This window comes from Tabrizicola sp. YIM 78059 (assembly GCF_004959785.1).
GTDB classification, from domain to species: Bacteria; Pseudomonadota; Alphaproteobacteria; order Rhodobacterales; family Rhodobacteraceae; genus Tabrizicola; species Tabrizicola caldifontis.
This window is the reverse complement of the sequence record NZ_SJZH01000005.1, coordinates 221,846-247,303: the sequence shown is the minus strand read 5'-3', so window position 1 is coordinate 247,303 and position 25,458 is coordinate 221,846. Positions and strand designations below refer to the sequence as shown.

Below are 25,458 nucleotides of genomic sequence, written 5' to 3'. Positions count from 1 at the left end.
TTCGCACGGCAAGCCATTGACGATATTGAATTTTAATCTTGACTTTGCGTGCGGTCCGATGTAGGACTTGCGCTATGCTAGCAGAAGTGTCGAAGCGGCCCGGGGTCACCCGTCGGCCGCTTTTCCATTTGGCTCGTGCGGGGGGCATGAGGAGTGGGCGGGTCTAGATGACAGCAGTCATGACGGGGGACGGCGCGGCGCCAGAGGACATCCTGGCAGCGACGGAATGGTTCTACCGGGAAGCGGTGATGGAGCTTTACCGCACGATCACAGCGATCCGGGCGGGAGAGTTCTCAGAGGTCAGATCGGCACAGACGGCGATCCGCGATCTTCGCGCGACGGCGCTGCAGGTGCTGGAGGAAAGGGGAAAAGTTGACAAACTCCGCAAGCAGATCGCCGGCCAGGTCGGAGCCGGAGGCGTGCTCGATTTCGACGGGGCCCGAGCTGAGATCGGGCGCCGCCTGGCTTGCCTCCGCGACGCCGGAGGAGGTGGATGAATTTCTGGGGAGCCTGAGCCAGAACGCGCTGTTGTCGTTGCCCTGGATGTTCGAGTTCTGGGCGCTGGCGCATCAGTTGCCGCCGCGCGGCGCCTGGAAGACCTGGATCATCATGGGCGGGCGAGGCGCGGGCAAGACGCGTGCTGGCGCCGAATGGGTGCGGGCGCAGGTGGAAGGTGCGGGGCCGCTGGACGCTGGCCGTGCGCGCCGGGTGGCGCTGGTCGGCGAGACGGTCGATCAGGCGCGCGAGGTTATGGTGATGGGCGAAAGCGGCATTCTGGCCTGCTCTCCTCCTGATCGACGACCGGAGTGGCAGGCCTCGCGCAATCGGCTGGTCTGGCCGAATGGTGCAGTAGCGCAGGTCTTTTCGGCACACGAGCCGGAAGCCTTGCGCGGGCCGCAGTTCGATGCCGCCTGGGCGGACGAGCTGGGCAAGTGGAAGAAGGGGGCGGAGGCCTGGGATCAGCTGCAGTTTGCGTTGCGTCTGGGGAAGAACCCGCAAGCCGTGGTGACGACGACCCCGCGCAACGTGGCGGTGCTGAAGGCGATCCTGAAGAACCCCTCGACGGTTGTCACACATGCCCCGACCGAGGCGAACCGGGCCTATCTTGCCGAAAGCTTTCTGGCCGAGGTGCAGGCGCGCTATGGCGGCACGCGGATCGGCCGGCAGGAGCTGGAAGGGCTGCTGGTTGAGGACGAGGAGGGCGCACTGTGGACCACGCCGATGCTGGAGGCGGCGCGGAACAACAGCCCCCCCCTGTGCAACAGGGTGGTGGTGGCGGTCGATCCTCCCGTAACCGCTATGAAATCAAGCGACGAGTGCGGGATCGTGGTCGTAGGCGCCGATACCCGGGGAGAGCCGAGGCACTGGCGCGCGATAGTGCTGGAGGATGCCAGCATCAAGGGTGCCAGCCCCGAGGGCTGGGCCCGGGCCGCGCTGGCTGCGATGGAGCGGCACAGCGCGGACCGGCTGGTGGCCGAAGTGAACCAGGGCGGCGAACTTGTGGAGCGGCTGGTGCGGATGATCAACCCTCTGGTGCCGTTCCGGGCGGTGCATGCGACGCGGTCGAAGATGCTGCGGGCCGAGCCGGTGGCGGCGCTTTACGAACAGGGCCGGGTGGCGCATGCGCGGGGGCTGGGCGCGCTGGAGGATCAGATGTGCCGGATGACTGCGGCGGGCTGGCAGGGGGCGGGCAGCCCTGACCGGCTGGATGCTCTGGTATGGGCGCTGACCGATCTGATGCTGGACCCGTTGCACATCGGCCGCCCCAGCGTGCGGTCACTTTAGCGGATTTTCTTTTCTGGTGGGTCATATGGCCGGGCGCATCAGGCAGCCCGGGACGGCCGGGCCTTGCCGGGGGCATGAAGGAGCGCGAGATGGTGTTCGATTTTCTGCGGAAGGCGCCGCAACGGGCTGTGCCGGAACGCAAGGCAAGTGCCGTGGGCCGGGTGATTGCCTGGGGCAATGCGGGCCGTGTGGCCTGGAGCCCGCGGGACACGGCCAGCCTGACACGGACGGGGTTCCAGGCGAATCCCGTGGGCTATCGCGTGGTGCGGCTGGTTGCCGAGTCGGCCGCGGCACTGCCCCTGATCTGCCAGAGTGCCGCACAGCGGTTCGAGGCGCATCCGGTCCTGGACCTGATCGAACGACCGAACGCGGGTCAGGGGAGGGCAGAGTTTCTGGAGGCAGTCTATGGCTATCTGCTTCTGTCCGGTAACGCCTACGTCGAGGCGGTACCGGGTGCGGGCCGCATGCCGGGCGAGTTGCATGTACTGCGGTCGGACCGGATGAGCGTGGTTCCCGGCGCGGACGGCTGGCCGGTCGCCTATGACTACACGGTCAGCGGGCGGACGCATCGCTATGACGTGACGGGCGGGGAGAGCCCGATCTGCCATCTGAAGACCTTCCATCCGCAGGATGACCATTACGGCTTTTCGCCGATGCAGGCGGCGGCGGTGGCGGTGGATGTGCATAACAGCGCCTCGAGCTGGTCGAAGGCGCTGCTGGACAATGCCGCCCGGCCATCGGGGGCCATCGTCTACAAGGGCGCGGACGGGGCGGCGAGCCTTTCGCAGGACCAGTACGACCGGCTGGTGGCGGAGATGGAGGCGCATCATCAGGGCGCGCGTAACGCGGGGCGGCCGATGCTGCTTGAGGGGGGCCTTGACTGGAAGCCGATGGGGTTCAGCCCCAGCGACATGGAGTTCCAGAAGACCAAGGAAGCCGCCGCGCGCGAGATCGCGATTGCCTTCGGCGTGCCGCCGATGCTGCTGGGCATTCCCGGCGATGCCACCTATTCCAACTATCAAGAAGCAAACCGCGCCTTCTACCGGCTGACGGTACTGCCCCTGGCGACCAAGGTGCTGGCGGATCTGGCGCATTGGCTCTCGGGTTTTGCCGGCGAGGCGGTGGAGCTGAAGCCCGACCTCGACCATGTTCCGGCGCTGGCGAGCGAGCGTGATCTGCTGTGGTCCCGGGTCGCGGCGGCCGAGTTCCTGACCGAGGCCGAAAAGCGGCGGATCCTGGGTCTGCCGAAGCTTGCGGAGGCGGAATGACGGCGCGGCGGAGCGAGGGCGGCTCCCGCTTCGTCTATGACAGCTTCGATGTCGCGGCGGCGCGGATCGAGGCGAACGAGCGGGTGGCGAACGAGCGCTGGGCGGGGCTGGAATATCGGCTGGGGCTGATCGAGGCGACGCTGGAGCGGCTGGAGAAACGGATCTGGGTCGGCGTCTACGGTGTGGCGGCGTTCCTGTTGGCACAGATGGCCGAGACGGTCGTCCAGGCAGCGATGAGGTGAAGGGATGAACGTGGATTACGGGGCGCCCGAGCGCAAGTTCCACCGGCCCGACCACGGGCTGGCGGTCAGCGAAGGGCATGTGGTGGAGGGGTATGCGTCGCTGTTCGGCAAGGCCGACCAAGGTGGCGACATCGTGCAGAAGGGCGCCTATGCCGCGAGCCTGAAGCGTCTGGCCGCGCGGGGCGGGCGGGTCAAGATGCTGTGGCAGCACGATCCGGGCCAGCCCATCGGCGTCTGGGACGAGGTGCGCGAGGATGCCACCGGCCTTTGGGTCAAAGGACGCATCCTGACCGAGGTGGGGAAGGGCCGCGAGGTGGCGGCGCTGGTCCAGGCGGGGGCGATTGACGGGCTGTCGATCGGCTACCGCACCGTCAAGGCGGAACGCGACGGCAAGGGCAAGCGCCTGTTGTCGGAGTTGGAGCTTTGGGAGGTCTCGCTGGTGACCTTCCCGATGCTTCCCGAGGCGCGGGTCGCGGCCAAGGCAGACGCCCTGGACAACGACTGGCGCGACATGGCGGCGGTCTTCGAGAACGCGCGCCGCAGTCTGGCCGAGCGATAGCGCGGCGTCCCTACCGAAGAGAAGGATGAAGAGATGACCGAGATTGAGGCTCGGGCCGGGGAAGGTTTGCCCCGGACCCGGACGGCGGCCGCCGAGGCGAAGGCGGCTATGGCGGGGTTCCTGGCTGAGTTCGCCCGCTTTCAGGACGACGTGAAATCCAAGCTGAAACATCAGGAAGAGCGACTGACCATGCTGAACGCGAAGACGATGTCCCATGGCCGCCCGGCGCTGTCGGCCCGTGCGGAAACCGAGGCCCCGCATCAGAAGGCGTTCAACGCCTATTTGCGCACCGGCGACGATGACGGCCTGCGCGGCCTGAACCTGGAAGGCAAGGCGATGTCCACCGCCGTGGCGGCCGACGGCGGCTATCTGGTCGATCCGCAGACCGCGGACCGCATCCGGTCGATGCTGTTCGCGACGTCGTCGTTGCGGTCCATCGCCAATGTCGTGCAGGTCGAGGCCGGTTCCTACGACGTGATCGTGGACCGCAGCGAAGTGGGGTCTGGCTGGGCGACCGAGACAGCCGCCACTGCCGAGACCGCGACCCCGGTCATCGAGCGCATCTCGATCAAGCTTCATGAACTGGCCGCCATGCCCAAGGCCAGCCAGCGCCTGCTGGACGACAGCGCCTTTGACGTCGAAGGCTGGCTCGCCGAAAAGATCGCCACGCGCTTCATTCGCGCCGAGGCCGCGGCCTTCATCAATGGCGATGGCGTGGACAAGCCCAAGGGCATCCTTCTGCCGACCAAGGTGGCGAATGCTTCGTGGACCTGGGGCAACATCGGATATGTGCCCACGGGTGCGGCCTCGGACTTTGCCGCCACCAACCCGGCCGACTGCATCGTGAACCTGGTCTATGCGCTGGGTGCGGAATATCGGGCGAACGGCACCTTCGTGATGAATTCCAAGACCGTAGGTGCGGTGCGCAAGATGAAGGATGGCGACGGGCGCTTCCTGTGGTCGGATGGTCTGGCAGCGGGTGAACCTTCGCGGCTGATGGGCTATCCGGTGCTGGTCTGCGAGGACATGCCGGATGTAGCCGCGAATGCCTTCCCGATCGCCTTCGGCGATTTCCGGTCGGCCTATACCATCGCGGAACGCCCGGACCTGAGGATCCTGCGTGATCCGTTCAGCGCAAAGCCGAACGTCCTTTTCTACGCCAACAAGCGCGTGGGCGGCGACATTACCGACTATGGGGCGATCAAGCTGCTGCGCGTTGCGACGTCGTGATGATGTGGCCCGGTCCCCGAACGGGGGCCGGGCCTTCCCGGAGCCCTGCAATTCCTGACGGTGCGGCCGCAGGCGGAGATTGACCCATGATGTTGATCGAAGAGACCCCGGTGCCCTCCACGGCCCTGCCGGTGGAAGAGATGAAGGACCATCTGCGGATGGGGTCCGGATTTGCCGACGGCGCCATGCAGGACGGGCTGATCGAGACCTATCTGCGGGCCGCGATGGCGGCAATAGAGGGGCGGATCGGCAAGATCCTGTTGCAGCGCCGTTTCCTGTGGGAGCTGGAGAGCTGGCGCGAAGCCGACCAAGCGTTGCCGGTCGCACCGGTGTCGGCGATCGTGAGCCTGACGCTGGTCGATGCAGCCGGTGGCGAGACAGTGGTGCCGGCCGCCGCCTTCCGGCTTAAAACGGATCTGCATCGGCCGCGACTGGCGGGCCGGACTTCCCTTCTGCCGTCCATCCCCTGCGACGGGGTGGCAAAAGTGGTTTTCGACGCGGGTTTTGGGCCCGCCTGGACTGATATCCCGGTCGATCTGCGACAGGCGGTGCTGCTGCTTGCGGCTGAATATTACGAGCATCGCCACGACGACGGGGCCCAGGCCGCGGGACTGCCCTTCGGGGTGGTGACGCTGATCGAGCGCTGGCGGACGGTGCGCATACTGGGCGGGGGGCGGACATGAACGCTCCCCATCTGAACCGCCTGCTGGTCCTTGAAGCAGTCGAGCGGACCCCTGACGGCGCCGGCGGGTTCTCGTCGGTCTGGACGGCGCTGGGCACCTTGTGGGCCGAGGTCATGCCGGGCCAGGGCGGCGATCTGCCAGGCGAGGAGCGGATGATGTCGGCGGTGCCTTGCCGGATCACTGTGCGGGCCGCGCCGGCGGGTTCGCCGTCGCGCCCCATTGCCGGCCAGCGGTTCCGCGAGGGAACGCGGCTATTCCTGATCCAGGCAGTGGCCGAGCGGGACCGGTCGGGCCGTTATCTGACCTGTTTTGGGCGCGAGGAGGTGCAGAGATGAGCTATGGAGCAGCCCCCGCCTTGCAGACGGCGGTGTTTCAGCGCCTGTCGGGCTGGCCGGCACTGGCGGGCGTCCCGATCCATGACGCCGTGCCGCCCAACGTCAGCGGGACCTTCGTGCTGATCGGGCCGGAGGAGGCGCGCGACCAGTCTGACAAGTCGGGCGCGGGGGCCGAGCATCAGCTGGTGATCAGCGTGATCACCGATACAACGGGCTTTCTGTCGATCAAGGCCATCGCCGCCGAGATTTCGGACGCGCTGGCCGACGCCCCGTTGTCGCTGAGCCGTGGCGTGCTGGTCAGCCTGTTCTTCCTGCGGGCCAGTGCCCGCCGGATCCAGGAAGGCGAGACGCGGCGGATCGACTTGGCCTTCCGGGCACGAGTTCAACTCTGACGCCCCCTGAAACCAACTGACGGAGAGCGAACATGGCGGTGCAAAGCGGCAAGGATCTGCTGATCAAGATAGACCAGACGGGTGATGGCCAGTTCGTCACCATCGCCGGGCTGAGGGCCACGCGGATCAGCTTCAATGCGGAATCGGTGGATGTCACCAGTCTGGAAAGCCAGGGCGGCTGGCGCGAGCTGCTCGCTGGGGCTGGGGTCAAGTCGGCGCAGATCTCGGGATCGGGTGTGTTCCGGGACGAGGCGACGGACGAACGTGCCCGGCAGGTGTTCTTCAACGGTGAGATCCCGGATTTCCAGGTGGTGATCCCGAGTTTCGGTGTGATCGAGGGGCCGTTCCAGATCACCTCGATCGAGTATGCGGGCAGCCACAATGACGAGGCGAGCTACGAGATGGCGATGGCCTCGGCAGGTGCCCTGACCTTCACGGCGCTTTGACATGGCGAACCCCTGGACAGGCGAGGTGGCGATCTGGCTGGACGGTCAGCGCCATGTGGCAAAGCTGACGTTGGGTGCCTTGGCCGAGCTGGAGGCAGCGCTGGAGGCGGGTTCGCTTCTGGATCTGGTTCGGCGGTTCGAGGAGCGGAGCTTTTCTACCCGCGATGTGCTGGCGCTGATCGTGGCAGGGCTGCGGGGCGGTGGCTGGCAGGGCACGGCGGCCGACCTTCTGCAGATCGAGATCGGCGGCGGGCCGGTCGGGGCAGCGCGGACCGCGGCGGAACTGCTGGCGCGGGCCTTTGCCCTGCCGGAAGATCCATGACTGCCCGCGCGCGCGGAATCGACTGGCGCGGGCTGATGCAGGCGGGCCTGCACGGCCTGCGGCTGGAGCCAGCGGTCTTCTGGCGTCTGACGCCGGTAGAGTTGCGGATCATGCTGGGGCGGGAGGGACTGGTTCCGCCCCTGACACGCGCGCGGTTGGCGGAACTGGTCGCCGCGTTTCCCGATGCAGCAAAGGAAGATTGCAATGCCGGATATCGGAACGATGCAGGAGCAGCTCCAGGCGCTTGAGGCGCAGCTTGGGTCGTCGGTGTCGATGGTGACGGCGTTCGACAGTGAACTCGCCCGGATGCGCGAGACGATGATCTTTGCCAGCCGAGAGGTGAACACCTTGTCGAACGGAATCAGCGGGGGGCTGAGGAAAGCGTTCGACGGGCTGGTCCTTGATGGCACGAAATTGCAGGACGCGCTCAAGTCGGTGGCGAAGACTATCGTGGATACGGTCTATGCGATCGCCATGAAGCCGATCACCGATGCGGTGGGGGGCCTTCTTGCCCAAGGGGTTTCGTCAGTCATGGGCGCGGGAATGCCGTTTGCCGATGGCGGCGCCTTCTCGCAGGGCCGTGTGCTGCCCTTCGCCAAGGGCGGCGTCATATCGGCGCCGACCAGCTTTCCGATGCGGGGAGGAACCGGGTTGATGGGCGAGGCGGGGCCGGAGGCAATCATGCCCCTGGCAAGGGGACCTGACGGTCGGCTGGGGGTGCAGGCCGGGGGCGGGCGCAGCGTGAACGTGGTGATGAACATCTCCACGCCGGACGTCCAGGGCTTTCAGCGTAGTCAGAGCCAGATTGCCGCCCAGGTCAGCCGCGCCCTGGCCCGCGGCCAACGCAACCGGTGAGGACGAACATGGCCTTTCACGAGATACGCTTTCCGGCCAACCTGAGCTTCGGCTCGATCGGGGGCCCGGAACGGCGGACGGAAATCGTCACCCTTACCAATGGCTTCGAGGAACGCAACACGCCTTGGGCGCATTCGCGCCGGCGCTATGACGCCGGGTTGGGCCTGCGGTCGCTGGACGACATCGAGACCCTGATCGCCTTCTTCGAGGCGAGGGCCGGTCAGTTGCATGGCTTTCGCTGGAAGGACTGGTCGGACTACAAGTCCTGCCAGCCCAGCGGAACGCCGGGTCCTCTGGACCAGCTGATCGGCATCGGCGACGGGGTGACGACCGTGTTCCAGTTGCAGAAGACCTATCGTTCGGGGCTGCAGGAATATGCGCGGCCGATCCGCAAGCCGGTGGCGGGCACCGTGCAGGTGGCGCTGGCCGGGGATCCGAAGATCGAGGAGCTGGAGTTCGTGGTGAATGCCGAGACCGGCGAAGTCGCCTTCGAGATCGCGCCAGATGCGGGGGTGCGGGTAACGGCAGGCTTCGAATTCGACGTGCCGGTACGTTTTGACAGCGATGCGATCCAGGTCTCGGTGGCCTCGTTTCAGGCGGGTGACGTTCCGAGCGTTCCCATCTTGGAGATCCGGCTATGAGCACCGATCAATTGCGTGCACATCTTGCAACGGGTGCCACGACTGTCTGCCGGGTCTGGACGGTTACGCGCCGGGATGGCGTGGTCTTGGGATTTACCGACCATGACCGTGATCTTGTCGTGGACGGCGTGCTGTGCCGGGCGGACACCGGGCTGACGGCGAGGGCTGTACAACAGACGACAGGCCTGTCGGTGGACAACTCGGAAGTGGTTGGTGCCCTGAGTGACGCGGCTATCAGCGAGGCCGATCTGCTGTCGGGGCGGTTCGACGGGGCAGTTGTGCGATCCTTTCTGGTCAACTGGGCGAAGCCGGAGGACTGGGTCGAGCAGTTTCGGGGCTCGTTCGGGGAAATCCAGCGGTCGGGCGGCGCCTTTCGGGCCGAACTGCGCGGCCTGAGCGAAGCCCTGAACCAGCCGCAGGGGCTTGCCTATCAGCCGTCATGTTCCGCGGTTCTGGGTGACGGTCGCTGCCGATTCGACTTGGCGACGCCGGGCTATTCGGTGCAGCTTCCGGTCGAGACGGTGGAAGAGGGCCGGGTCCTTTCCTTTGAAAGGTTCGAAGCCTTTGAGGACCGTTGGTTCGAGCATGGCCGGGTCGAAGTTGTGAGCGGCGCGGCGACGGGCTTGATCGGGGTGGTTAAGAAAGACCGTGCCATTGGGGCCGGTCGCAGGATTGAGCTGTGGCAGGCGATCGGAGCTGGCCTTGCGGCGGGGGATCTGGTCAGGATCGGGGCAGGGTGCAATAAGCATGCTGAAACCTGCCGGGCCAAGTTCGCCAACTCCCTGAACTTCCGTGGCTTTCCCCATGTTCCTGGCGAGGATTGGCTGGCTTCGTATCCGGTGCCCGGTCGTCCGAATACCGGGAAGTCGCTGGCAGCCCGGTTGCCTTCCACGCTTTCCAGTGGTTCCGGGTCATGACGCGGCCCGAACGCGTTGTCGAGGTGGCCCGGGACTGGATCGGAACGCCATATCTGCATCAGGCTTCCGTTCGTGGCGCCGGGACGGATTGTCTCGGACTGCTTCGCGGGGTCTGGCGTCAGATCGTCGGCGAGGAGCCCGAGCCGATGCCGGCTTACAGCGACGACTGGGCCGAGCCTTCCAGACAGGAGGTCCTGATGGAGGCCGCCGCGCGCTGGCTGCGGCGCAAGCCGTTGGAAGAGATTGCGGTTGGCGATGTGCTTTTGTTCCGGATGCGCGAAGGGGGCATCGCCAAGCATCTTGGCATTCAGTCCGTGATCGGTGCCAGTGCTGCCTTCGTTCACGCCTATGCCGGACACGGCGTGGTCGAGAGCCCGCTTTCCCTTCCATGGCAGCGCCGGATCGCGGCGCGCTTCTGCTTTCCTGAAGGAGCCGAATGAATGGCCACGCTACTTCTGTCTGCGGCCGGAGCGGCCATCGGCGCCGGATTCGGGGGTACGATCCTCGGGCTGTCCGGTGCCGTGATCGGCCGAACCATCGGCGCGACGCTGGGCCGGGTGATCGACCAGCGGCTTATGGGATCAGGTTCGGAACCCGTGGACGTGGGGCGGATCGACCGCCTGCGGCTTACCGGCGCTAGTGAAGGTGCCCCCATAGGCCAGGTCTGGGGACGCATGCGGATTGCCGGCCAGGTCATCTGGGCGACCGAATTCACCGAAACCGTGCGCCGTCGCCGATCGGGAAAGGGGGCGCCGAAACCCAGGGTCAACGAATACAGCTACTCCGTTAGTCTGGCGATCGCGCTGTGCGAGGGCGAAATCCTGCGCGTCGGGCGCATCTGGGCCGATGGCAACGAAATTTCGCCGCGCGATTTGAATCTGCGGCTCTACAGCGGCAGCGAAACGCAGCTCCCGGATCCGAAGATTGAAGCAGTCGAGGGTGCCGGACGAGCACCTGCCTATCGCGGTGTCGCCTATGTCCTGATCGAGGATCTGGACCTCGGTTCTTACGGCAATCGCGTTCCACAGTTCAGTTTCGAGGTGGTCCGTTCGGCGCAGGGTCCGGGAGTGGAACCGGGGTCGACCCTGGCCGGTGCCATCCGGGCGGTCGCGATGATTCCGGGCACCGGCGAATACGGGTTGGCGACAACGCCTGTCCATTACGCTGATGGACCTGGCCGGAACCGCACGGCGAACATGCATTCTGCTTCGGGCCTTACGGATTTTGCGACAAGCCTGAGGCAGCTTGGTGAGGAAATGCCAGCCGTCGGTTCGGTGTCGCTGGTCGTTTCCTGGTTCGGCAATGATCTGCGCTGTGGATCGTGCGAGCTGCGGCCGAAGGTCGAACAGAAGGCGCGCGACGGCGTGGGCATGCCCTGGCGGGCAGGCGGCATCGGGCGCAGCGCCGCCCAGGAGGTGCCCAGGGTGGAGGATTCATCGATCTATGGCGGGACACCTGCTGATGCATCGGTGATCGAAGCGATCCGAGCTGTCCGGGGTTGCGGCAAGGAGGTGATGTTCTATCCCTTCATCCTGATGGACCAGGTGGAGGGCAATGCTCTGCCTGATCCCTGGACTGGTGCAGGATCGCAACCGAAGCTTCCCTGGCGCGGCCGCATTACTCTTTCTATCGCACCAGGCCGCGCCGGTTCTCCGGACCGCACCGCAGCGGCTGAAGCCGAAGTGGCACGCTTCTTCGGAGCCGCCCGGCCGGAGCATTTCACTGCGGTCGGGGACACGGTCGCATATTCCGGCCCTGAGGACTGGGGATATCGCAGGTTCATCCTTCATTATGCCCGGCTTTGCGCCGTTGCCGGAGGGGTCGATGCCTTCTGCATCGGCTCTGAGATGCGGTCGCTGACGCAGATTCGCGGTGCAGGCGACAGTTTCCCTGCGGTCGAAGCCCTGCGGCAACTGGCGCAGGACGTGCGCCAGATTCTTGGGCCTGAAACCAAGATCAGCTACGCGGCGGACTGGTCGGAATACTTTGGACACCGGGCGGACGGGAACCTCTACTTCAATCTCGATCCGCTGTGGGCTGATCCGAACGTGGATTTTATCGGCATCGACAATTACATGCCGCTGTCTGACTGGCGGGATGGCGAAGACCATGCGGATGCAGGTTGGGGGTCAATCTACAACCTCGACTATCTGCGGGCAAACATCGAGGGTGGCGAAGGTTTCGATTGGTATTACGACAGCCCGGAAGGTGCCCTTGCCCAGCGGCGGTTGCCGATCACTGACGGTGACCATGACGAGCCATGGGTCTTCCGCTACAAGGATCTGCGGTCCTGGTGGTCGAACCTGCATCACGAACGGATCGGAGGTGTCCGGCAGACCAGCCCCACGGCATGGGTGCCTGGCTCCAAGCCCTTCCGCTTTACCGAGTTCGGAGCGCCTGCGGTCGACAGGGGGACCAACCAGCCCAACAAGTTTGTGGACGACAAATCGTCGGAGTCCGGCTTGCCGGCCTGGTCGAGCGGGCGGCGAGACGATCTGATTCAGATGCAGTACTTTCTTGCGGTCACTTCGTACTGGTCTGATCCGGTACGGAACCCGGTTTCGGCGCTGTACGGTGGTCCGATGGTCGACATCGCCCGTGCGCATGCCTGGGCGTGGGATGCCCGGCCCTTTCCCGAGTTCCCGGGTCAGATTGCGATATGGAGCGACGGGCCAAACTATGCGCGCGGACATTGGCTTAACGGAAGGGCGACCAATCAGCCGCTGCCAGCCGTCGTGACCGAGATCTGTGCGCGATCAGGGGTTGATGCCGTCGATACGCGGGCGCTTTTCGGGTTGGTCCGGGGGTTTGCCCAGTCTGATATCACCACAGGACGCGCGACCCTGCAGCCGTTGCTTCTTGCCTTCGGCTTCGATGCGCTGGAACGCGATGGCAAACTGTATTTCAGAACGCGCAGCGGTCGTGCCGAGGCTGCAATCACTGAAGAAGAACTTGTCGTCCTGCCCGACATGGAGGGGTCGTTCGAGAGTGTTCGGGCCCCGGATGCTGAGACCGCGGGTCAGGTAAGGGTCAGCTTTTTCGATGCGCAGTCCAGCTACGAGGTCCGCTCGGCCGAGGCACGCTTTCCGGATGAAGAGGCACGCGGCGTGGCGCAGACGGAACTGCCTCTGGCCATGACCGGCGGCGAAGGAATTGCCACAGTCGAACGCTGGCTGGCCGAGTCGAGAGTCGCCAGGGAAAGCGCACGCTTTGCACTGCCAAAGTCTCGTCTGATGATCGGGGCGGGTGACGTGGTGGAATTTGCCGGACGGCGCTATCGGATCGATCGCGTGGAACAGGCAGAGGCCCAGCTGCTGGATGCCGTCCGCGTTGAGCCGGGCGTCTACATGCCTTCGGACAGTGACGGCGAAGCCACCATGACCCGCCCGTACCTTGGGCCGGTTCCCGTCTTTCCGGTATTCATGGACCTGCCACTGCTTTCCGGGCAGGAAGTTCCGCATGCGCCGCACGTCGCAATCGCGGCGTCGCCTTGGCCCGGACCGGTTGCCCTTTGGTCGGCTGGTCAGGACTCCGGCTACGAATTGAACCGCCTGTTTGCGGCGGCGGCGGTTGTCGGAACCACCGAGACCCCAATGGCTCGTGCGCGGCCAGGGGTCTGGGACCGCGGGGCACCGCTACGGATCAGGTTGGCTAGCGGCGAACTGGTCTCGGTCGGCATGAACGAAGTCCTGAACGGGGCGAACGCAATGGCGATCGGTGACGGAAGCAGCCAGAAGTGGGAGGTATTCCAGTTCGCGCGGGCCGAGGTCGTGGCGCCCGATACCTATGAAGTATCCCTGCGACTGCGTGGCCAAGCCGGAACTGACGGGTTGATGCCGGACGTCTGGCCGGCGGGCAGCACCGTGGTTCTGCTGGACCCCACCGTGCTTCAGGTCGAATTGCCACTGTCGGCGCGAAGCCTTGCCCGCTATTATCGCGTCGGTGCCGCAGGCCGGGGTATCGACGATGCCAACGTGGTCTTGCGGGTAGAGGCCTTTGATGGTGCCGGTCTGCGCCCCTATCCGGTCGCGCATCTGCGGGCCCGGCGTGACCGGAATGACAGTTTGACCGTCAGCTGGATACGCCGGACAAGGATCGATGGCGATACCTGGCAGTCCTTTGAAGCCCCTCTGGGTGAGGAAAGCGAGGCCTATATGGTTCGTGTTGTCCAGTCTGGTGCGATCTGTTCGGAATTCGTCGTGACGATGCCGCAGTTCGTCTATCCGGCTGACAGGCGTTCAGCTGATCTGGTGACTGGCCTATTTCGGGTCGAGGTTGCGCAGGTATCGGCAAGCTATGGGCCCGGGCCTTTCCGCGCAATCGACCTGATGAACTGAGATGCGGCCACCTTTTGCTCATGAGGTCGTATTACTCGCGCGCGTGCTGATGCGGCATCCGCCTCGGCGAAGGTTTGGCGTGGCAAAGTCCTTGTTGGCCGAAGTCGAGATCGCTGCGAGACGACAGTGCGAGACCGGCAAGGCAGATCCGCGTTTCGGTGACGGCAGCCTCATGGCGCGATGCCATCAGGCTTGCCCTGCCATTGAACCGATGGCCGATGACCCGGATTTTCTTCACTCTCTGGGAACTGCCTGTCGCGCCCTGCTTGTCCATTCCGAGGCGTGATGACACTGCCGACAACTTTGAGTGTCGCAACAACGGCCCGCTGTGTTAAAAAGGCGCCAGACAGGAGGCACCGCCATGTTGGAAACCAAGCCGAAAGTAACCGCTGTCGATCCGGTGTGGCGGCGTGTGTGCGAGGAGGCGGAGGAAGCGATCCGAAACGAGCCGCTTCTCGGCGGGCTGATCCATTCCGGCCTGCTGCATCACATCAACATGGAGCGGGCACTTGCCTACCGCTTCTCGCTCAAGCTGGCCTCTGGTGAGATGAGCGAGCAGATCCTGCGGGAAATCGCCGACGAGGCCTATGACGCCGATCCCGAACTTGGTGCAGCGGCGCGGTCGGACCTGATGGCGGTCTATGAACGCGATCCGGCGTGCCACCGCTTCTTGCAGCCGATCCTTTTCTTTAAGGGCTATCAGGCAGTGCAGGCTTATCGCATCGGGCACTGGCTCTGGCAGGCCGGACGCATTGATCTGGCCTATTTCGTCCAGATGCGGGTGTCCGAGGTATTCGGTGTCGACATCCATCCGGCGGCCCGTGTTGGCAAGGGCATCATGATTGACCACGCTCATTCCATCGTGATCGGAGAAACGGCAGTCGTCGGTGACAACGTGTCCATGCTGCATTCCGTGACGCTTGGCGGCACTGGGAAAGAGGACGGAGACCGGCATCCGAAGATCGGCGATGGCGTCCTGATCGGGGCAGGGGCCAAGGTTCTGGGCAATATCCATGTAGGCCGCTGTTCGCGCATCGCTGCCGGGTCGGTCGTTCTGGAGGACGTGCCGCCGAATACCACCGTAGCCGGTGTTCCCGCCAGGGTTGTCGGGAAGGCAGGTTGCGCCCAGCCGGCATTGACGATGGATCAGATCCTCAAGGCTGAATGAAGCGCTCGGAATGACGCTAACCCTGCGCGCCGCCGTGGCCGGCCTTGCCGGCCAGGCGATCTCTGTCCTCGCGCGGTTCATGACCGCGCCTCGCGCCATCTGGCAGGGCATCGAGCCACTGGCGCTCCAGCGCGTGTATTTCGCCAACCACTCTTCCAATGCCGATTTCGTCCTGCTTTGGACGGTTCTGCCAGCACCGCTGCGCCGTCGCACCCGACCGGTTGCCGCGCTGGACTACTGGCTTGCCTCTACCCTTCGCGCTTTCATAGGTCGTGATGTATTCAATGCCGTCCTTATTGACCGCCGCCCCGAGGCGCGGACCCGCGATCCGATTCAACAGATGGTCGAGGCGCTCGACGCGGGTGCCTCGTTGATCCTTTTCCCAGAAGGCAAGCGCAACAGCTCGGACGAGCCGCTGCTGCCCTTCAAGACTGGCCTTTACCACCTTGCTAAGGCTCGGCCAAAGGTCGATCTTGTCCCGGTCTGGATCGCGAACCTGAACAAGGTCATGCCCAAGGGGGAAGTCATTCCGGTGCCGCTGATCTGCACCTTGACCTTCGGCGCACCCATCCACCTGTCACCTGAAGAAACCAAGGAGGCTTTCCTGTCCCGGGCCTCGGCCGCCCTTCTGGAACTGCGGCCGCAGGTGCCGGCATGACTGCGACGCCCCACCTGATTTGGCTTCTAGCCGGCGTGGCTGCAATCCTGATCCTCGCCTCCATCGTCGGCGAGATACTGCGGCAGCGCCTGTCGCCCGCTGGTGACAACCCGGTCATCGAAAACCTGAATGCCCGGATTGCGGCCTGGTGGGTTATGGTGATCCTGCTTGCGATCGCCTTCCTTGCAGGCAAACCGGGCGTCGTGATACTGTTCGCACTTGCTTCATTTGCGGGCCTGCGGGAGTTTCTTACCCTTACCACCCACAACCGTGCCGACCACTGGTCGCTTCTGGCCTGCTTCTTCCTGGTTCTGCCGTTTCATTACTACCTCATCCTGATCGACTGGTACGGCATGTAAGCTGTCTTCGTGCCGGTCTATGTGTTCCTGCTGCTGCCCGTTCTCTCGGCGCTGCGGGGGTCCACCCAGAATTTTCTCGTCCGCGTCTCGGAAACCCAGTGGGCGCTGATGATCTGCGTCTATTGTGTCAGCCATGTTCCGGCACTGCTTTATCTGCAGATTCCTGGCTTCGAAGGGCGCAATGTCATTCTCATCGCCTATCTGATCTTCGTCGTGCAACTATCCGACGTGATGCAGTATATCTGGGGCAGGATGATCGGCAGAACAAGGATTGCCCCTGCGCTGTCGCCATCGAAGACGTGGGAGGGGCTGGTAGGTGGTGCCCTGACCGCGGTTTTCGTTGGTTCTTCTCTTTGGTGGATGACGCCCTTCACGCCGGCAGAGGCTGCGCTGATGTGCCTGATCCTGACAACAATGGGCTTCTTCGGCGGCCTTGTGATGTCGGCGATCAAGCGGGACCGCGGGGTCAAGGATTGGGGCCACCTGATCCCCGGACACGGCGGCTTCCTGGACCGGCTGGACAGTGTGATCTTCGCCGCGCCGATCTTCTTTCACGTCACCCGCTATTACTGGTCGCTGACATGACGGGTGCGCCCGCTCCTCGCCGGCCACTCCGGTCGCGCAACTCGGGATGGGCAAGGCGTCTCTCCGCCCTGGCCGTGCAGAGGGGCTATAAGGCGAACCAGATCTCGCGCGCCTCTGTCGGGTTCGCTGCGATAGGGTTTCTGCTATACACACTATCACAGTTCGGCCCGCGCAACCTGCAAATCCTGTGGTTGATCCTCGCATCCGTTTCAATCCAGATGCGGCTGATCTGCAATCTGATCGATGGGATGGTCGCGGTCGAAGGCGGGCAGGGCGAAAAGGATGGCGCCTTCTGGAATGAGGCGCCTGATCGGCTGTCCGACCTTCTCCTTCTGACCGGAGCAGGAATCGCCGCCGGCAACCCCGGTCTCGGTGCTCTTGCAGCAGCCTTGGCTATTGCCACCGCCTATATTCGCGAATTCGGTCGCGCCGAAGGTTTCCCGGCCGATTTCTCCGGCCCCCTTGCCAAGCCGCAACGCATGGCAGTCTTGACTGCGGGCAGCGTCCTTGCAGCGCTTTATACCGCTGAATTGACGCTGACTGTCACGCTATGGATCATCGTCATCGGCACCGCCGTCACGGTCATTCGCCGCTCCCGGACGCTCATCGGAAGGCTGAACTCCCGCTGAAAGAATTGGGAGGCCAAAGCCCCCCAATTCATCTGTCCGCAAGTATCCCAAGGGTGTGCGGTGGGTAGAACCCCTGCTTCAATGTGGTGGTCACGCCAGCATCACCATCGGGTTTTCCAGTGCCTCGATCACCGCCTTCAGAAACTCGGCGCCCAAGGCACCGTCGATCACCCGGTGATCCACCGACAGCGTCATCGACATGACCGTCGCCACCCCGATGGTCCCGTCCGCCATCACCACCGGCTTCTTCACTCCCGCGCCCACCGCCAGGATCGAGCCATGCGGCGGGTTGATGACCGCGTCGAAGTTCTCGATCCCCATCATCCCGAGGTTCGAGATCGCGAAGCTGCCACCCTGATACTCATGCGGAGCCAGCTTCTTCGTCTTCGCCCGTGACGCCAGATCCTTCATCTCGGCCGACAGTGCGCTCAACGACTTCTTCTCCGCATCGCGCAGGACTGGCGTGAAGAGCCCCCCATCCACCGCCACAGCTACCGCGACGTCAGAAGGCTTCAGCCGCAGGATCCGGTCTCCGGCCCAGACCGCATTGGCCGCCGGCACCGCCTGCAGCGCCATCGCACAGGCCTTGATAATGAAGTCATTGACCGACAGCTTCACGCCGCGCCCTTCGAGCCGCCGGTTCAGCTGTTCGCGGAAGGCCATCAGCGCATCAAGCCGCACCTCGCGCCGCAGATAGAAATGCGGGATGGTCTGCTTGGCCTCGGTCAGCCGCGCCGCAATGGTCCGGCGCATGCCATCCAGCGGCACTTCCTCGTAAACGCGGTCGGCATACATCTTCAGCACCGTCTCGGTCGCCGGACCGGTCGGCATCGCCGTGGCAGCTGGGGCCGCTGCCGGGGCAGGGGCCGCCTTGGGCGCTTTCGCAACCGGAGCCGCCGCTGGCGTCACCGCGCCCGGCTGCATCCCCTCGACATCCGCGCGGACGATCCGGCCATGCGGGCCCGATCCCCTGACAGTCGTCAGGTCGATCCCCTTCTCCTTCGCGATTCGTCGCGCCAGCGGCGACGCGAAGACGCGCGCCCCGTTCGCGGCAACCGGGGCCGCCGGGGCAGGGGATGCCGCCGCAGCGGGCGCCGCAACCGGCCGCTCATCGCTCGCCCTCGCCTCGCTCTTCGCGGGCGCCGCCGATGCAGGCCCCGCCGCGGCCGAGGTGGCATCCTCGCCCTCGTCCAGCAGCAGCGCGATGGGCGTGTTGACCTTCACCCCGGCGGTCCCTTCGGCCACCAGGATCCTGCCGATAACACCCTCGTCGACGGCCTCGAACTCCATCGTGGCCTTGTCGGTCTCGATCTCGGCCAGGATCTGGCCGGACTTCACCGTGTCACCTTCCTTCACCAGCCATTTCGCCAGCGTGCCCTCCTCCATGGTCGGAGACAGGGCCGGCATCAGAATTTCGGTCGCCATGGCCTCACCTCACCGGTAGCAGACGGATTTTACCGCGGCGACAACCTCCGCCGGGGTGATCAGCGCGAACCTCTCCAGGTTCGCGGCATAGGGCATCGGCACGTCCTTGCCCGTGCAGGTCACGACCGGCGCGTCCAGATAATCAAACGCCCGCTGCATGATCGTGCTGGCCAGATGGTCGCCGATCGACCCCACCGGGAAGCCTTCCTCGACCGTGACGCAGCGGTTGGTCTTCATCACAGATGCCAGCACCGTGTCATAGTCGATGGGCCGCAGGGTGCGCAGGTTCACCACCTCGGCGTTGATGCCGTCCTTCGCCAGCTCCTCCGCTGCCGACATGGCGTGGCTGCACCCGATCCCGAACGAGACAACCGTCACGTCCGACCCCGGCCGCAGGATCGAGGCCTTGCCGAAGGGAATGGTGAAATCGCCCTCGGCCGGCACCTCGAAGGACCGCCCGTAAAGGATCTCGTTTTCCAGGAAGACCACCGGGTTCGGGTCGCGGATCGCGGTCTTGAGCAGACCCTTCGCATCCGCCGCCGTATAGGGCATGCAGACCTTCAGCCCCGGGATTGCCGCATACCAGGCCGCGAAGTCCTGGCTGTGCTGTGCCGCCACCCGCGCCGCTGCCCCGTTCGGGCCGCGGAAGACGATCGGGCTGCCCATCTGGCCACCCGACATGTAGAGGGTCTTGGCAGCCGAGTTGATGATGTGGTCTATCGCCTGCATCGAGAAGTTGAACGTCATGAACTCGACGATCGGCTTCAGTCCGCCCCACGCGGCACCCACGCCGATCCCGGCAAAGCCCATCTCGGTGATCGGCGTATCGACCACCCTGCGCGCGCCGAACTCGTCCAGCAGGCCCTGGGAAATCTTGTAGGCGCCCTGATATTCGCCCACTTCCTCGCCCATAAGGAAGACGGTCGGATCGGCGCGCATCTCCTCGGCCATAGCCTCGCGCAGCGCCTCGCGCACCGTCATGGTCTTCGTCGGCGTGCCTTCGGGCAGGTCGGAATGCGGCCAACCCGCTGCGGCAACTGGCGCAGGTCGGGCTTCAGCCCTAACCTCCACCAAGGTGGGAGGCGCTGCCACCTGGGCAGTCGCCACCGAAGACGCCGCTGCCGGGGCTGGGGTCGTATCACCGACGCTTTCGCCCTCGTCCATCAGCACCGCGATCGGCGTGTTCACCTTCACGCCCGCCGTCCCTTCGGGAACCAGGATCTTCCCCAGGATTCCCTCATCGACCGCCTCGAACTCCATCGTCGCCTTGTCGGTCTCGATCTCGGCGATGATCTGGCCGGACTTCACCCGGTCGCCTTCCTTGACCAGCCATTTCGCCAGCGTGCCTTCCTCCATGGTCGGGGACAGCGCGGGCATCAGAACTTCAGTGGCCATTACGTCTCCTCCCTCAGGCGTAAATGTCGGTCCAGAGCTCGTCCAGCGGTGGCTCGGGGCTTTCCTTGGCGAATTCCGCACTTTCGTTCACGATCGCCTTGATCTCACGGTCGATGGCCTTCAGCTCCTCGTCCGACGCCAGCCCGCCCTGCGTCAGCAGATCGCGGACATGCTCGATGCAGTCCTTTTCGGTCTTGATCTTCTCGACCTCCTCTCGTGTGCGATACTTGGCCGGGTCCGACATGGAATGGCCCCGGTAACGGTAGGTCATCATCTCCAGGATGTATGGCCCGTTCCCCGCCCGGCAGTGCGCTACAGCCTTCTCACCCGCAGCCTTCACCGCCAGCACGTCCATTCCGTCCACCTGCTCGCCCGGGATGCCGTAGGCCAGACCCCGGCCATACAGGGTCGTGGACTTGGTGGACCGCTTGACGCTGGTGCCCATCGCATACTGGTTGTTCTCGATCACGAATACCACCGGCAGCGCCCAAAGCTCGGCCATGTTGTAGGTCTCGTAGACCTGGCCCTGGTTGGCCGCGCCGTCGCCAAAATAGGTGAAGGTCACATTGTCATTGCCCAGATACTTGTCAGCGAACGCAAGACCCGCGCCCAACGGCACCTGTGCACCGACAATTCCATGCCCACCGTAGAAATGTTTCTCTTTCGAGAACATGTGCATCGAGCCGCCCTTGCCCTTGGAGTAGCCGCCGATGCGGCCGGTAAGTTCGGCCATCACGCCCTTCGGATCCATCCCGCAGGCCAGCATGTGGCCGTGGTCGCGATAGCTGGTGATCCGCTTGTCGCCGGGCTTCGCGGCCGCCTCCAGGCCCACGACCACCGCCTCCTGCCCGATATAGAGATGGCAGAACCCGCCGATCAGCCCCATGCCGTAAAGCTGGCCCGCCTTCTCCTCGAACCGCCGGATCAGCAGCATCTCGCGGTAATATTTCAGAAGTTCTTCCTTCGAGACATTCGGTCTCGTCTCCGGCTTTTTCGCCATCGGGCTCCTCCCATGGGTCGCGGAATGGTTTAGCGTTAAACCATCCATACACCATCGATGATTATTGGGCCAACGGAAATTTGCCCGGCGCCATGCTTGCAGGTCATGCCCCCATGCAGCACGCGAAACCCGGCTGCATACCCGGGCGTGAGCCGCCTCGTCGCATCAGGGGAACTGCTTCCCCTCGCTTCCAGGTACAGGGCAGGCGCAAGGTGGCAACTGACTGCTCCGCCCCGGATGGTGGCCAGAGGCACGTCAGCGGATGGCGATCTCGTCGGCCCGCATGTAGCCCAGGACATCGCGGGTCTGCTGATCCAGCAGGTCGAGGTCCAGATAGTCGTCCGACAGCCGACGGGTCAGGTTCTGCATCTCGGCAAGTTCGGCGGCAAGACGGTCACGCTCTTCGGTCAGATCGGCGGCTTCAGCATTGATGGCGATGCGGGCGAACATCCCGTAGTCGCCCTGCACCGCCGCGAAAGTGAAATACACGCCCAGTCCGAAGGCCAGGATCAGATAGATCACCCCACCAAAACCGCGGCGAACACCTGCCGACGCCATGCCCTAGCCCCTAAACCCCCTCATCCGTCGGGGGCATTAGAAAAAGCATGGCATATCAGGATCGGCTTGTGAATCCCGAAAATATGCTTGGGGCAACGGCTTGGCCGCCGTCTCAGGTTATCGAGGCAGCGTAGATGCTGTCGATCGCTTCTTTCAGGGCCGCGTCGAATTCCGCGTCTGTCTGCCGGGCCGACAGGCCTTCGCTCAGCGCGCGGCTGAAGCTGGCGATGATCCCGTGGTTCTGCGCCAGGATCCGGTTCGCCTCGTCCCGGCTGTAGCCGCCCGACAGGGCCACCACCTTCAGCACCTTGGGATGCTTCACCAGCGGCTGGTAGAAATCCGGCACCGTGGGCAGCGACAGCTTCAGCATCACCTGGCCCTCGTAGCCCTCCAGCGCCTTCAGGATCTCCTCCTGCAGGATCGCCTCGGCCTCGGCCTTGTCGGGGATCGAGATCGTGACCTCCGGCTCCAGGATCGGCATCAGCCCGTGGGCGGCCACCTGGCGGCCGATCTCGAACTGCTGGGCGACGATGGCGGCGATGCCCTTGCGGTTGGCCGCATTGATGACCGAGCGTTCCTTGGTCCCGAAGATCCCCGCCTTCGCCGCCCGTTCAAGCAGCGCGTCGAGGCCCGGGATCGGCTTCATCAGCTGCACCCCGTCGGCTTCCGCTTCCAGCCCCTTGTCGATCTTCAGGAAGGGAACGATGCCGCGCTTCTCCCACAGGTAGGTCGCGGTGGGGATGCCGTCGATGGTGCGGTCCATGGTCTGCTCGAACAGGATCGCGCCCAGCACCTTGTCGCCGCTGAAGGCGGGGGACTTGATGATCCGCGTCCGCATCGCGTGGATCAGGTCGAACATCTGCGCCTCGCCGGAATAGTCGGTTTCCGGAATTCCATACAGCTTCAGCGCCTTGGGCGTGGATCCGCCCGACTGGTCCAGCGCGGCGATGAAGCCCCGCCCGTTCCGCACCTTCTCCAGCATCTTCGTGTTCATCATGGTCCTCTCCCGCAACATCCCTGTGGCATAGCCCCCGGGGGCCGCCCGCTCAACCCATCAGCGCCTTCACACCTGGCAGTTCCTTGCCTTCCATCCATTCCAGGAAGGCCCCGCCTGCGGTCGAGATGAAGGTGAAATCCCCCGCGACGCCCGCCGCGTTCAGCGCCGCAACCGTGTCGCCGCCGCCCGCGACCGAAATCAGCCTGCCCGCCTTCGTCAGCCGCGCCGCCGCCTGCGCGGCCGCATTGGTCGCTGCATCGAAGGGCTTGATCTCGAACGCGCCGAGTGGCCCGTTCCAGATCAGCGTCCTTGCCCCGGCAAAGACCGCCTCCAGCGCCGCGACCGTCTTCGGCCCCGCATCCAGGATCATCGCATCCGGTGGGCACATCTGGACATCGACCACCTGGCTCTCGGCTCCGGCCTTGAACTCGCGCGCCACCACCACATCGACCGGCAGATGGATCTGGCAACCCGCATTCTGCGCCCGGTGCCGGATCTCGCGCGCAGTTTCGGCCATCTCGCGTTCGGCCAGCGACCGGCCGACCTCGATCCCCTCGGCCACAAGGAAGGTGTTCGCCATGCCCCCGCCGATCACAAGGTGATCGACCTTGGTCACCAGGTTCGCCAGAAGATCGATCTTGGTCGAGACCTTCGCGCCCCCCACCACCGCGACCAGCGGCCGCTCGGGAGACCCCAGCGCCGCCTCCAGCGCCCTCAGCTCCGCCTCCATCAGCCGCCCCGCCGCCGCCGGCAACAGCCGCGCCAGCCCCTCGGTCGAGGCATGCGCCCGGTGCGCAGCAGAAAATGCGTCGTTCACATAGACTTGGCCCAGCTTGGCCATCTCGGCGGCAAGCGCGGGATCGTTCTTCTCCTCGCCCGGATGGAAGCGGGTGTTCTCCAGAAGCACTACCTCGCCCGGTCCGGCCTTGGCGATGGCCTCGGCGGCAGGTGCCCCCACGCAGTCGGTGCCGAAGACCACCTTCCGCCCCAGCGAGCCGGCCAGGGCATCGACGACATGGGAAAGGCTCATCTCGGGCACGACCTTGCCCTTGGGCCGGTCGAAATGCGCCAGCAGCACGACCTTGCCGCCCTTGGCGATGATGTCGTCCACCGTGGGCCTGATCTTGTCGATCCGGGTCATGTCGGTGACACGGCCGGCTTCCATCGGCACGTTGATGTCTACCCGCACCAGCACCACCTTGCCGGCCAGGTCCATCTCGTCCAGCGTTTTCCAGGGCATCGCATCATCCTCCTTGAAAGCCTGCCAGCACATGCCGCCCTTATCACGCGCGCGTCAACAGGTTGCGACGCTTTGTGCTTTCCTTGGCCGGATGCCGCCGCTACGGTCGCGCCCGACCGCAAACCCGAAGGAGACCCCGATGCCCGACATCAAGGACCCGGAAAACACCATCATCATGACCCTGAAGGACGGCGAGGTGGTGATCGAGCTGCTGCCCGACGTCGCGCCCAAGCACACCGAGCGGATGAAGCAGCTTGCCCGCGACAAGGCCTATGACAACGTGGCCTTCCACCGGGTGATCGACGGCTTCATGGCCCAGACCGGCGATGTGGAACATGGCAACATGGCCAGCCCGAACTACAACCCTCGCCGGTCGGGCACGGGCGGGTCGCAATATCCCGACCTGCCGGCGGAATTCTCGAAACTGCCGCATGACCGGGGCACGCTGGGCGCCGCGCGGTCGCAGAACCCGAACTCGGCCAACAGCCAGTTCTTCATCAACTTCCGCGACAATCATTTCCTGAATGGCCAATATACCGTCTATGGCCGCGTGATCTCGGGGATGGAGCATGTGGACAAGATCACGCGCGGCGAGCCGCCGGCCAGCCCGGACCGGATGATCTCGGTCCGCGTGGTGGCCGACGTTCTGTGACGGCAGTTCCGGCGTGACCGGCTGGTCGTGGGGCAGGCCATCGTGCCTTGCCCCGCCCACCCCTGGCGGGATGCGGCAGGCCTGCCGGACAGCCCCCGCGGATGTGATGCCTCCCCGGTTGACGCAGGGGCCAAGGCCATGGACAAGGCCTCCGATCCAACATCTCGAAAGGACATCTCATGCTGCGCAGACTTGTCGTCGCCCTGACGCTTGCGGCGACGCCCTTGCTTGCCCAGGGCTCTGACGGCCCCGGCCCGAACCTCGTGATCGAGATCGCCGGTCAGGCCAACGGCACCGTGGTCATCGACCTTCTGCCCGATGTGGCGCCGAAACACGTGGCGCAAGTCGTCGCGCTGGCGAAAGAGGGCGCCTATGACAACGTGGTGTTCCACCGCGTCATCGACGGCTTCATGGCGCAGACGGGCGACGTGCAATACGGCAAGGCCGGGGGCGACCTTTCCATGGCCGGCATGGGCGGCTCTGCCATGCCCGACATCCCGGCAGAGTTCACCAACGCGCTGTCCTTCCAGCGGGGAATGGTCGGCATGGCGCGGGCGCAGGATCCGAACTCGGCCAACAGCCAGTTCTTCATCATGTTCGATGACGGCAGCTTTCTTGACGGGCAGTATACGATCTTCGGCCGGGTGATTTCCGGCATGGAGGTCGTGGACGCAATCAAGCGGGGCGAGGGGCGGAACGGCGAAGTTACCGCCCCCGCCGATGTCATGGTGAAGGTCACCGTCCAGGAATGAGACCTGCGCGGGGTGGGCGCATGACCCA

29 protein-coding genes and 1 pseudogene are annotated in these 25,458 nt (G+C 64.8%); 23 read left to right on the top strand and 7 right to left on the bottom strand.

Annotated features, from left to right (window positions below; genetic code table 11):
* Positions 1 to 167: 167 nt before the first annotated feature.
* The 17 genes from EZM81_RS09330 to EZM81_RS09250 all read left to right on the top strand — a co-directional run bounded on the left by EZM81_RS09330 (position 168) and on the right by EZM81_RS09250 (position 14,012).
* On the top strand, positions 168 to 497 hold the full coding sequence (locus EZM81_RS09330) for a hypothetical protein (RefSeq protein WP_135451073.1): 330 nt from the start codon (positions 168 to 170) through the stop codon (positions 495 to 497).
* Positions 490 to 1,785 carry a DNA-packaging protein gene (locus tag EZM81_RS09325; protein ID WP_136645519.1) on the top strand — a complete coding sequence of 432 codons (1,296 nt, stop codon included), beginning with the start codon at positions 490 to 492 and terminating at the stop codon, positions 1,783 to 1,785. The genes EZM81_RS09330 and EZM81_RS09325 overlap by 8 nt, the downstream gene beginning before the upstream one ends.
* 89 nt (positions 1,786 to 1,874) lie before the next feature.
* Positions 1,875 to 3,053 carry a phage portal protein gene (locus EZM81_RS09320; RefSeq protein ID WP_136645546.1) on the top strand — a complete coding sequence of 393 codons (1,179 nt, stop codon included), beginning with the start codon at positions 1,875 to 1,877 and terminating at the stop codon, positions 3,051 to 3,053.
* Complete coding sequence (locus EZM81_RS09315) at positions 3,050 to 3,295, top strand: hypothetical protein (RefSeq protein WP_135451075.1); 246 nt, start codon at positions 3,050 to 3,052, stop codon at positions 3,293 to 3,295. The genes EZM81_RS09320 and EZM81_RS09315 overlap by 4 nt, the downstream gene beginning before the upstream one ends.
* 4 nt (positions 3,296 to 3,299) lie before the next feature.
* Positions 3,300 to 3,854 carry an HK97 family phage prohead protease gene (locus EZM81_RS09310; protein WP_136645518.1) on the top strand — a complete coding sequence of 185 codons (555 nt, stop codon included), beginning with the start codon at positions 3,300 to 3,302 and terminating at the stop codon, positions 3,852 to 3,854.
* Positions 3,855 to 3,887: 33 nt separating this feature from the next.
* Positions 3,888 to 5,084, top strand: coding sequence for a phage major capsid protein (locus EZM81_RS09305; RefSeq protein WP_135451077.1), 1,197 nt, complete (start codon positions 3,888 to 3,890; stop codon positions 5,082 to 5,084).
* An 86-nt stretch (positions 5,085 to 5,170) separates the two neighbouring features.
* Positions 5,171 to 5,767, top strand: coding sequence for a head-tail connector protein (locus tag EZM81_RS09300; protein WP_136645517.1), 597 nt, complete (start codon positions 5,171 to 5,173; stop codon positions 5,765 to 5,767).
* Positions 5,764 to 6,102: a head-tail adaptor protein gene (locus tag EZM81_RS09295; protein WP_135451079.1), complete on the top strand. Its 339-nt coding sequence runs from the start codon at positions 5,764 to 5,766 to the stop codon at positions 6,100 to 6,102. Before EZM81_RS09300 ends, EZM81_RS09295 begins: the two co-directional genes overlap by 4 nt.
* A complete protein-coding gene (locus EZM81_RS09290; RefSeq protein WP_135451080.1) occupies positions 6,099 to 6,494 on the top strand; it encodes a DUF3168 domain-containing protein in 396 nt (131 codons plus the stop codon). The genes EZM81_RS09295 and EZM81_RS09290 overlap by 4 nt, the downstream gene beginning before the upstream one ends.
* 32 nt (positions 6,495 to 6,526) lie before the next feature.
* Positions 6,527 to 6,940: a phage major tail protein, TP901-1 family gene (locus EZM81_RS09285; RefSeq protein WP_135451081.1), complete on the top strand. Its 414-nt coding sequence runs from the start codon at positions 6,527 to 6,529 to the stop codon at positions 6,938 to 6,940.
* A 1-nt stretch (position 6,941) separates the two neighbouring features.
* Positions 6,942 to 7,262, top strand: a complete 321-nt coding sequence (locus EZM81_RS09280) for a gene transfer agent family protein (RefSeq protein ID WP_135451082.1) — start codon at positions 6,942 to 6,944, stop codon at positions 7,260 to 7,262.
* Positions 7,259 to 7,510: a rcc01693 family protein gene (locus EZM81_RS09275; RefSeq protein WP_135451083.1), complete on the top strand. Its 252-nt coding sequence runs from the start codon at positions 7,259 to 7,261 to the stop codon at positions 7,508 to 7,510. The genes EZM81_RS09280 and EZM81_RS09275 overlap by 4 nt, the downstream gene beginning before the upstream one ends.
* The gene (locus EZM81_RS09270; RefSeq protein WP_136645516.1) at positions 7,467 to 8,117 is read left to right on the top strand and encodes a phage tail tape measure protein; all 651 of its coding nucleotides are present in this window, start codon (positions 7,467 to 7,469) and stop codon (positions 8,115 to 8,117) included. Before EZM81_RS09275 ends, EZM81_RS09270 begins: the two co-directional genes overlap by 44 nt.
* Before the next feature lie 8 nt (positions 8,118 to 8,125).
* Positions 8,126 to 8,758 (top strand): DUF2460 domain-containing protein, encoded by a 633-nt coding sequence (locus EZM81_RS09265; RefSeq protein WP_135451085.1) that lies wholly within the window; start codon positions 8,126 to 8,128, stop codon positions 8,756 to 8,758.
* Positions 8,755 to 9,675 (top strand): DUF2163 domain-containing protein, encoded by a 921-nt coding sequence (locus EZM81_RS09260; RefSeq protein WP_136645515.1) that lies wholly within the window; start codon positions 8,755 to 8,757, stop codon positions 9,673 to 9,675. Before EZM81_RS09265 ends, EZM81_RS09260 begins: the two co-directional genes overlap by 4 nt.
* A complete protein-coding gene (locus tag EZM81_RS09255; protein WP_135451087.1) occupies positions 9,672 to 10,115 on the top strand; it encodes a peptidase in 444 nt (147 codons plus the stop codon). The genes EZM81_RS09260 and EZM81_RS09255 overlap by 4 nt, the downstream gene beginning before the upstream one ends.
* Positions 10,116 to 14,012 carry a glycoside hydrolase/phage tail family protein gene (locus tag EZM81_RS09250; RefSeq protein ID WP_136645514.1) on the top strand — a complete coding sequence of 1,299 codons (3,897 nt, stop codon included), beginning with the start codon at positions 10,116 to 10,118 and terminating at the stop codon, positions 14,010 to 14,012. It begins immediately after the preceding gene.
* 31 nt (positions 14,013 to 14,043) lie between these two features.
* On the opposite strand, the gene EZM81_RS09245 is transcribed toward EZM81_RS09250, so the two are convergent.
* Positions 14,044 to 14,286 (bottom strand): hypothetical protein, encoded by a 243-nt coding sequence (locus EZM81_RS09245; RefSeq protein WP_136645513.1) that lies wholly within the window; start codon positions 14,284 to 14,286, stop codon positions 14,044 to 14,046.
* An 87-nt stretch (positions 14,287 to 14,373) separates the two neighbouring features.
* On the opposite strand from EZM81_RS09245, the gene cysE reads away from it, so the two are divergent.
* The 4 genes and pseudogenes from cysE (at position 14,374) to EZM81_RS18540 (ending at position 17,411) form a co-directional block, all read left to right on the top strand.
* The gene (gene cysE / locus EZM81_RS09240) at positions 14,374 to 15,180 is read left to right on the top strand and encodes a serine O-acetyltransferase (RefSeq protein WP_136645512.1); all 807 of its coding nucleotides are present in this window, start codon (positions 14,374 to 14,376) and stop codon (positions 15,178 to 15,180) included.
* A gap of 10 nt (positions 15,181 to 15,190) precedes the next feature.
* Positions 15,191 to 15,838 (top strand): lysophospholipid acyltransferase family protein, encoded by a 648-nt coding sequence (locus EZM81_RS09235; protein ID WP_136645511.1) that lies wholly within the window; start codon positions 15,191 to 15,193, stop codon positions 15,836 to 15,838.
* Positions 15,835 to 16,782: pseudogene (locus EZM81_RS09230) on the top strand (phosphatidate cytidylyltransferase). The gene EZM81_RS09235 and the pseudogene EZM81_RS09230 overlap by 4 nt, the downstream one beginning before the upstream one ends.
* Before the next feature lie 218 nt (positions 16,783 to 17,000).
* Positions 17,001 to 17,411, top strand: a complete 411-nt coding sequence (locus EZM81_RS18540) for a CDP-alcohol phosphatidyltransferase family protein (RefSeq protein WP_248298176.1) — start codon at positions 17,001 to 17,003, stop codon at positions 17,409 to 17,411.
* A gap of 90 nt (positions 17,412 to 17,501) precedes the next feature.
* Here the strand turns inward: EZM81_RS18540 and EZM81_RS09220 are convergent, their stop codons facing one another.
* The 6 genes from EZM81_RS09220 to pgk form a co-directional block, all read right to left on the bottom strand.
* Positions 17,502 to 18,836: a pyruvate dehydrogenase complex dihydrolipoamide acetyltransferase gene (locus tag EZM81_RS09220; protein ID WP_136645509.1), complete on the bottom strand. Its 1,335-nt coding sequence runs from the start codon at positions 18,834 to 18,836 to the stop codon at positions 17,502 to 17,504.
* Positions 18,837 to 18,845: 9 nt separating this feature from the next.
* On the bottom strand, positions 18,846 to 20,231 hold the full coding sequence (locus EZM81_RS09215; RefSeq protein ID WP_136645508.1) for a pyruvate dehydrogenase complex E1 component subunit beta: 1,386 nt from the start codon (positions 20,229 to 20,231) through the stop codon (positions 18,846 to 18,848).
* Between the two features lie 13 nt (positions 20,232 to 20,244).
* Positions 20,245 to 21,231, bottom strand: coding sequence for a pyruvate dehydrogenase (acetyl-transferring) E1 component subunit alpha (pdhA, locus tag EZM81_RS09210; RefSeq protein ID WP_135448769.1), 987 nt, complete (start codon positions 21,229 to 21,231; stop codon positions 20,245 to 20,247).
* 255 nt (positions 21,232 to 21,486) lie between these two features.
* On the bottom strand, positions 21,487 to 21,789 hold the full coding sequence (locus EZM81_RS09205) for a septum formation initiator family protein (protein WP_135448768.1): 303 nt from the start codon (positions 21,787 to 21,789) through the stop codon (positions 21,487 to 21,489).
* A 112-nt stretch (positions 21,790 to 21,901) separates the two neighbouring features.
* The gene (locus tag EZM81_RS09200) at positions 21,902 to 22,786 is read right to left on the bottom strand and encodes a fructose bisphosphate aldolase (RefSeq protein WP_136645507.1); all 885 of its coding nucleotides are present in this window, start codon (positions 22,784 to 22,786) and stop codon (positions 21,902 to 21,904) included.
* Between the two features lie 49 nt (positions 22,787 to 22,835).
* Positions 22,836 to 24,026, bottom strand: coding sequence for a phosphoglycerate kinase (gene pgk / locus EZM81_RS09195; protein ID WP_135448766.1), 1,191 nt, complete (start codon positions 24,024 to 24,026; stop codon positions 22,836 to 22,838).
* A 139-nt stretch (positions 24,027 to 24,165) separates the two neighbouring features.
* Here pgk and EZM81_RS09190 point away from each other — a divergent pair, with 139 nt between their 5' ends.
* Together EZM81_RS09190 and EZM81_RS09185 are read left to right on the top strand one after the other, a co-directional pair.
* Complete coding sequence (locus EZM81_RS09190; protein WP_136645506.1) at positions 24,166 to 24,678, top strand: peptidylprolyl isomerase; 513 nt, start codon at positions 24,166 to 24,168, stop codon at positions 24,676 to 24,678.
* A gap of 179 nt (positions 24,679 to 24,857) precedes the next feature.
* On the top strand, positions 24,858 to 25,430 hold the full coding sequence (locus tag EZM81_RS09185) for a peptidylprolyl isomerase (RefSeq protein WP_136645505.1): 573 nt from the start codon (positions 24,858 to 24,860) through the stop codon (positions 25,428 to 25,430).
* Positions 25,431 to 25,458: the final 28 nt, after the last annotated feature.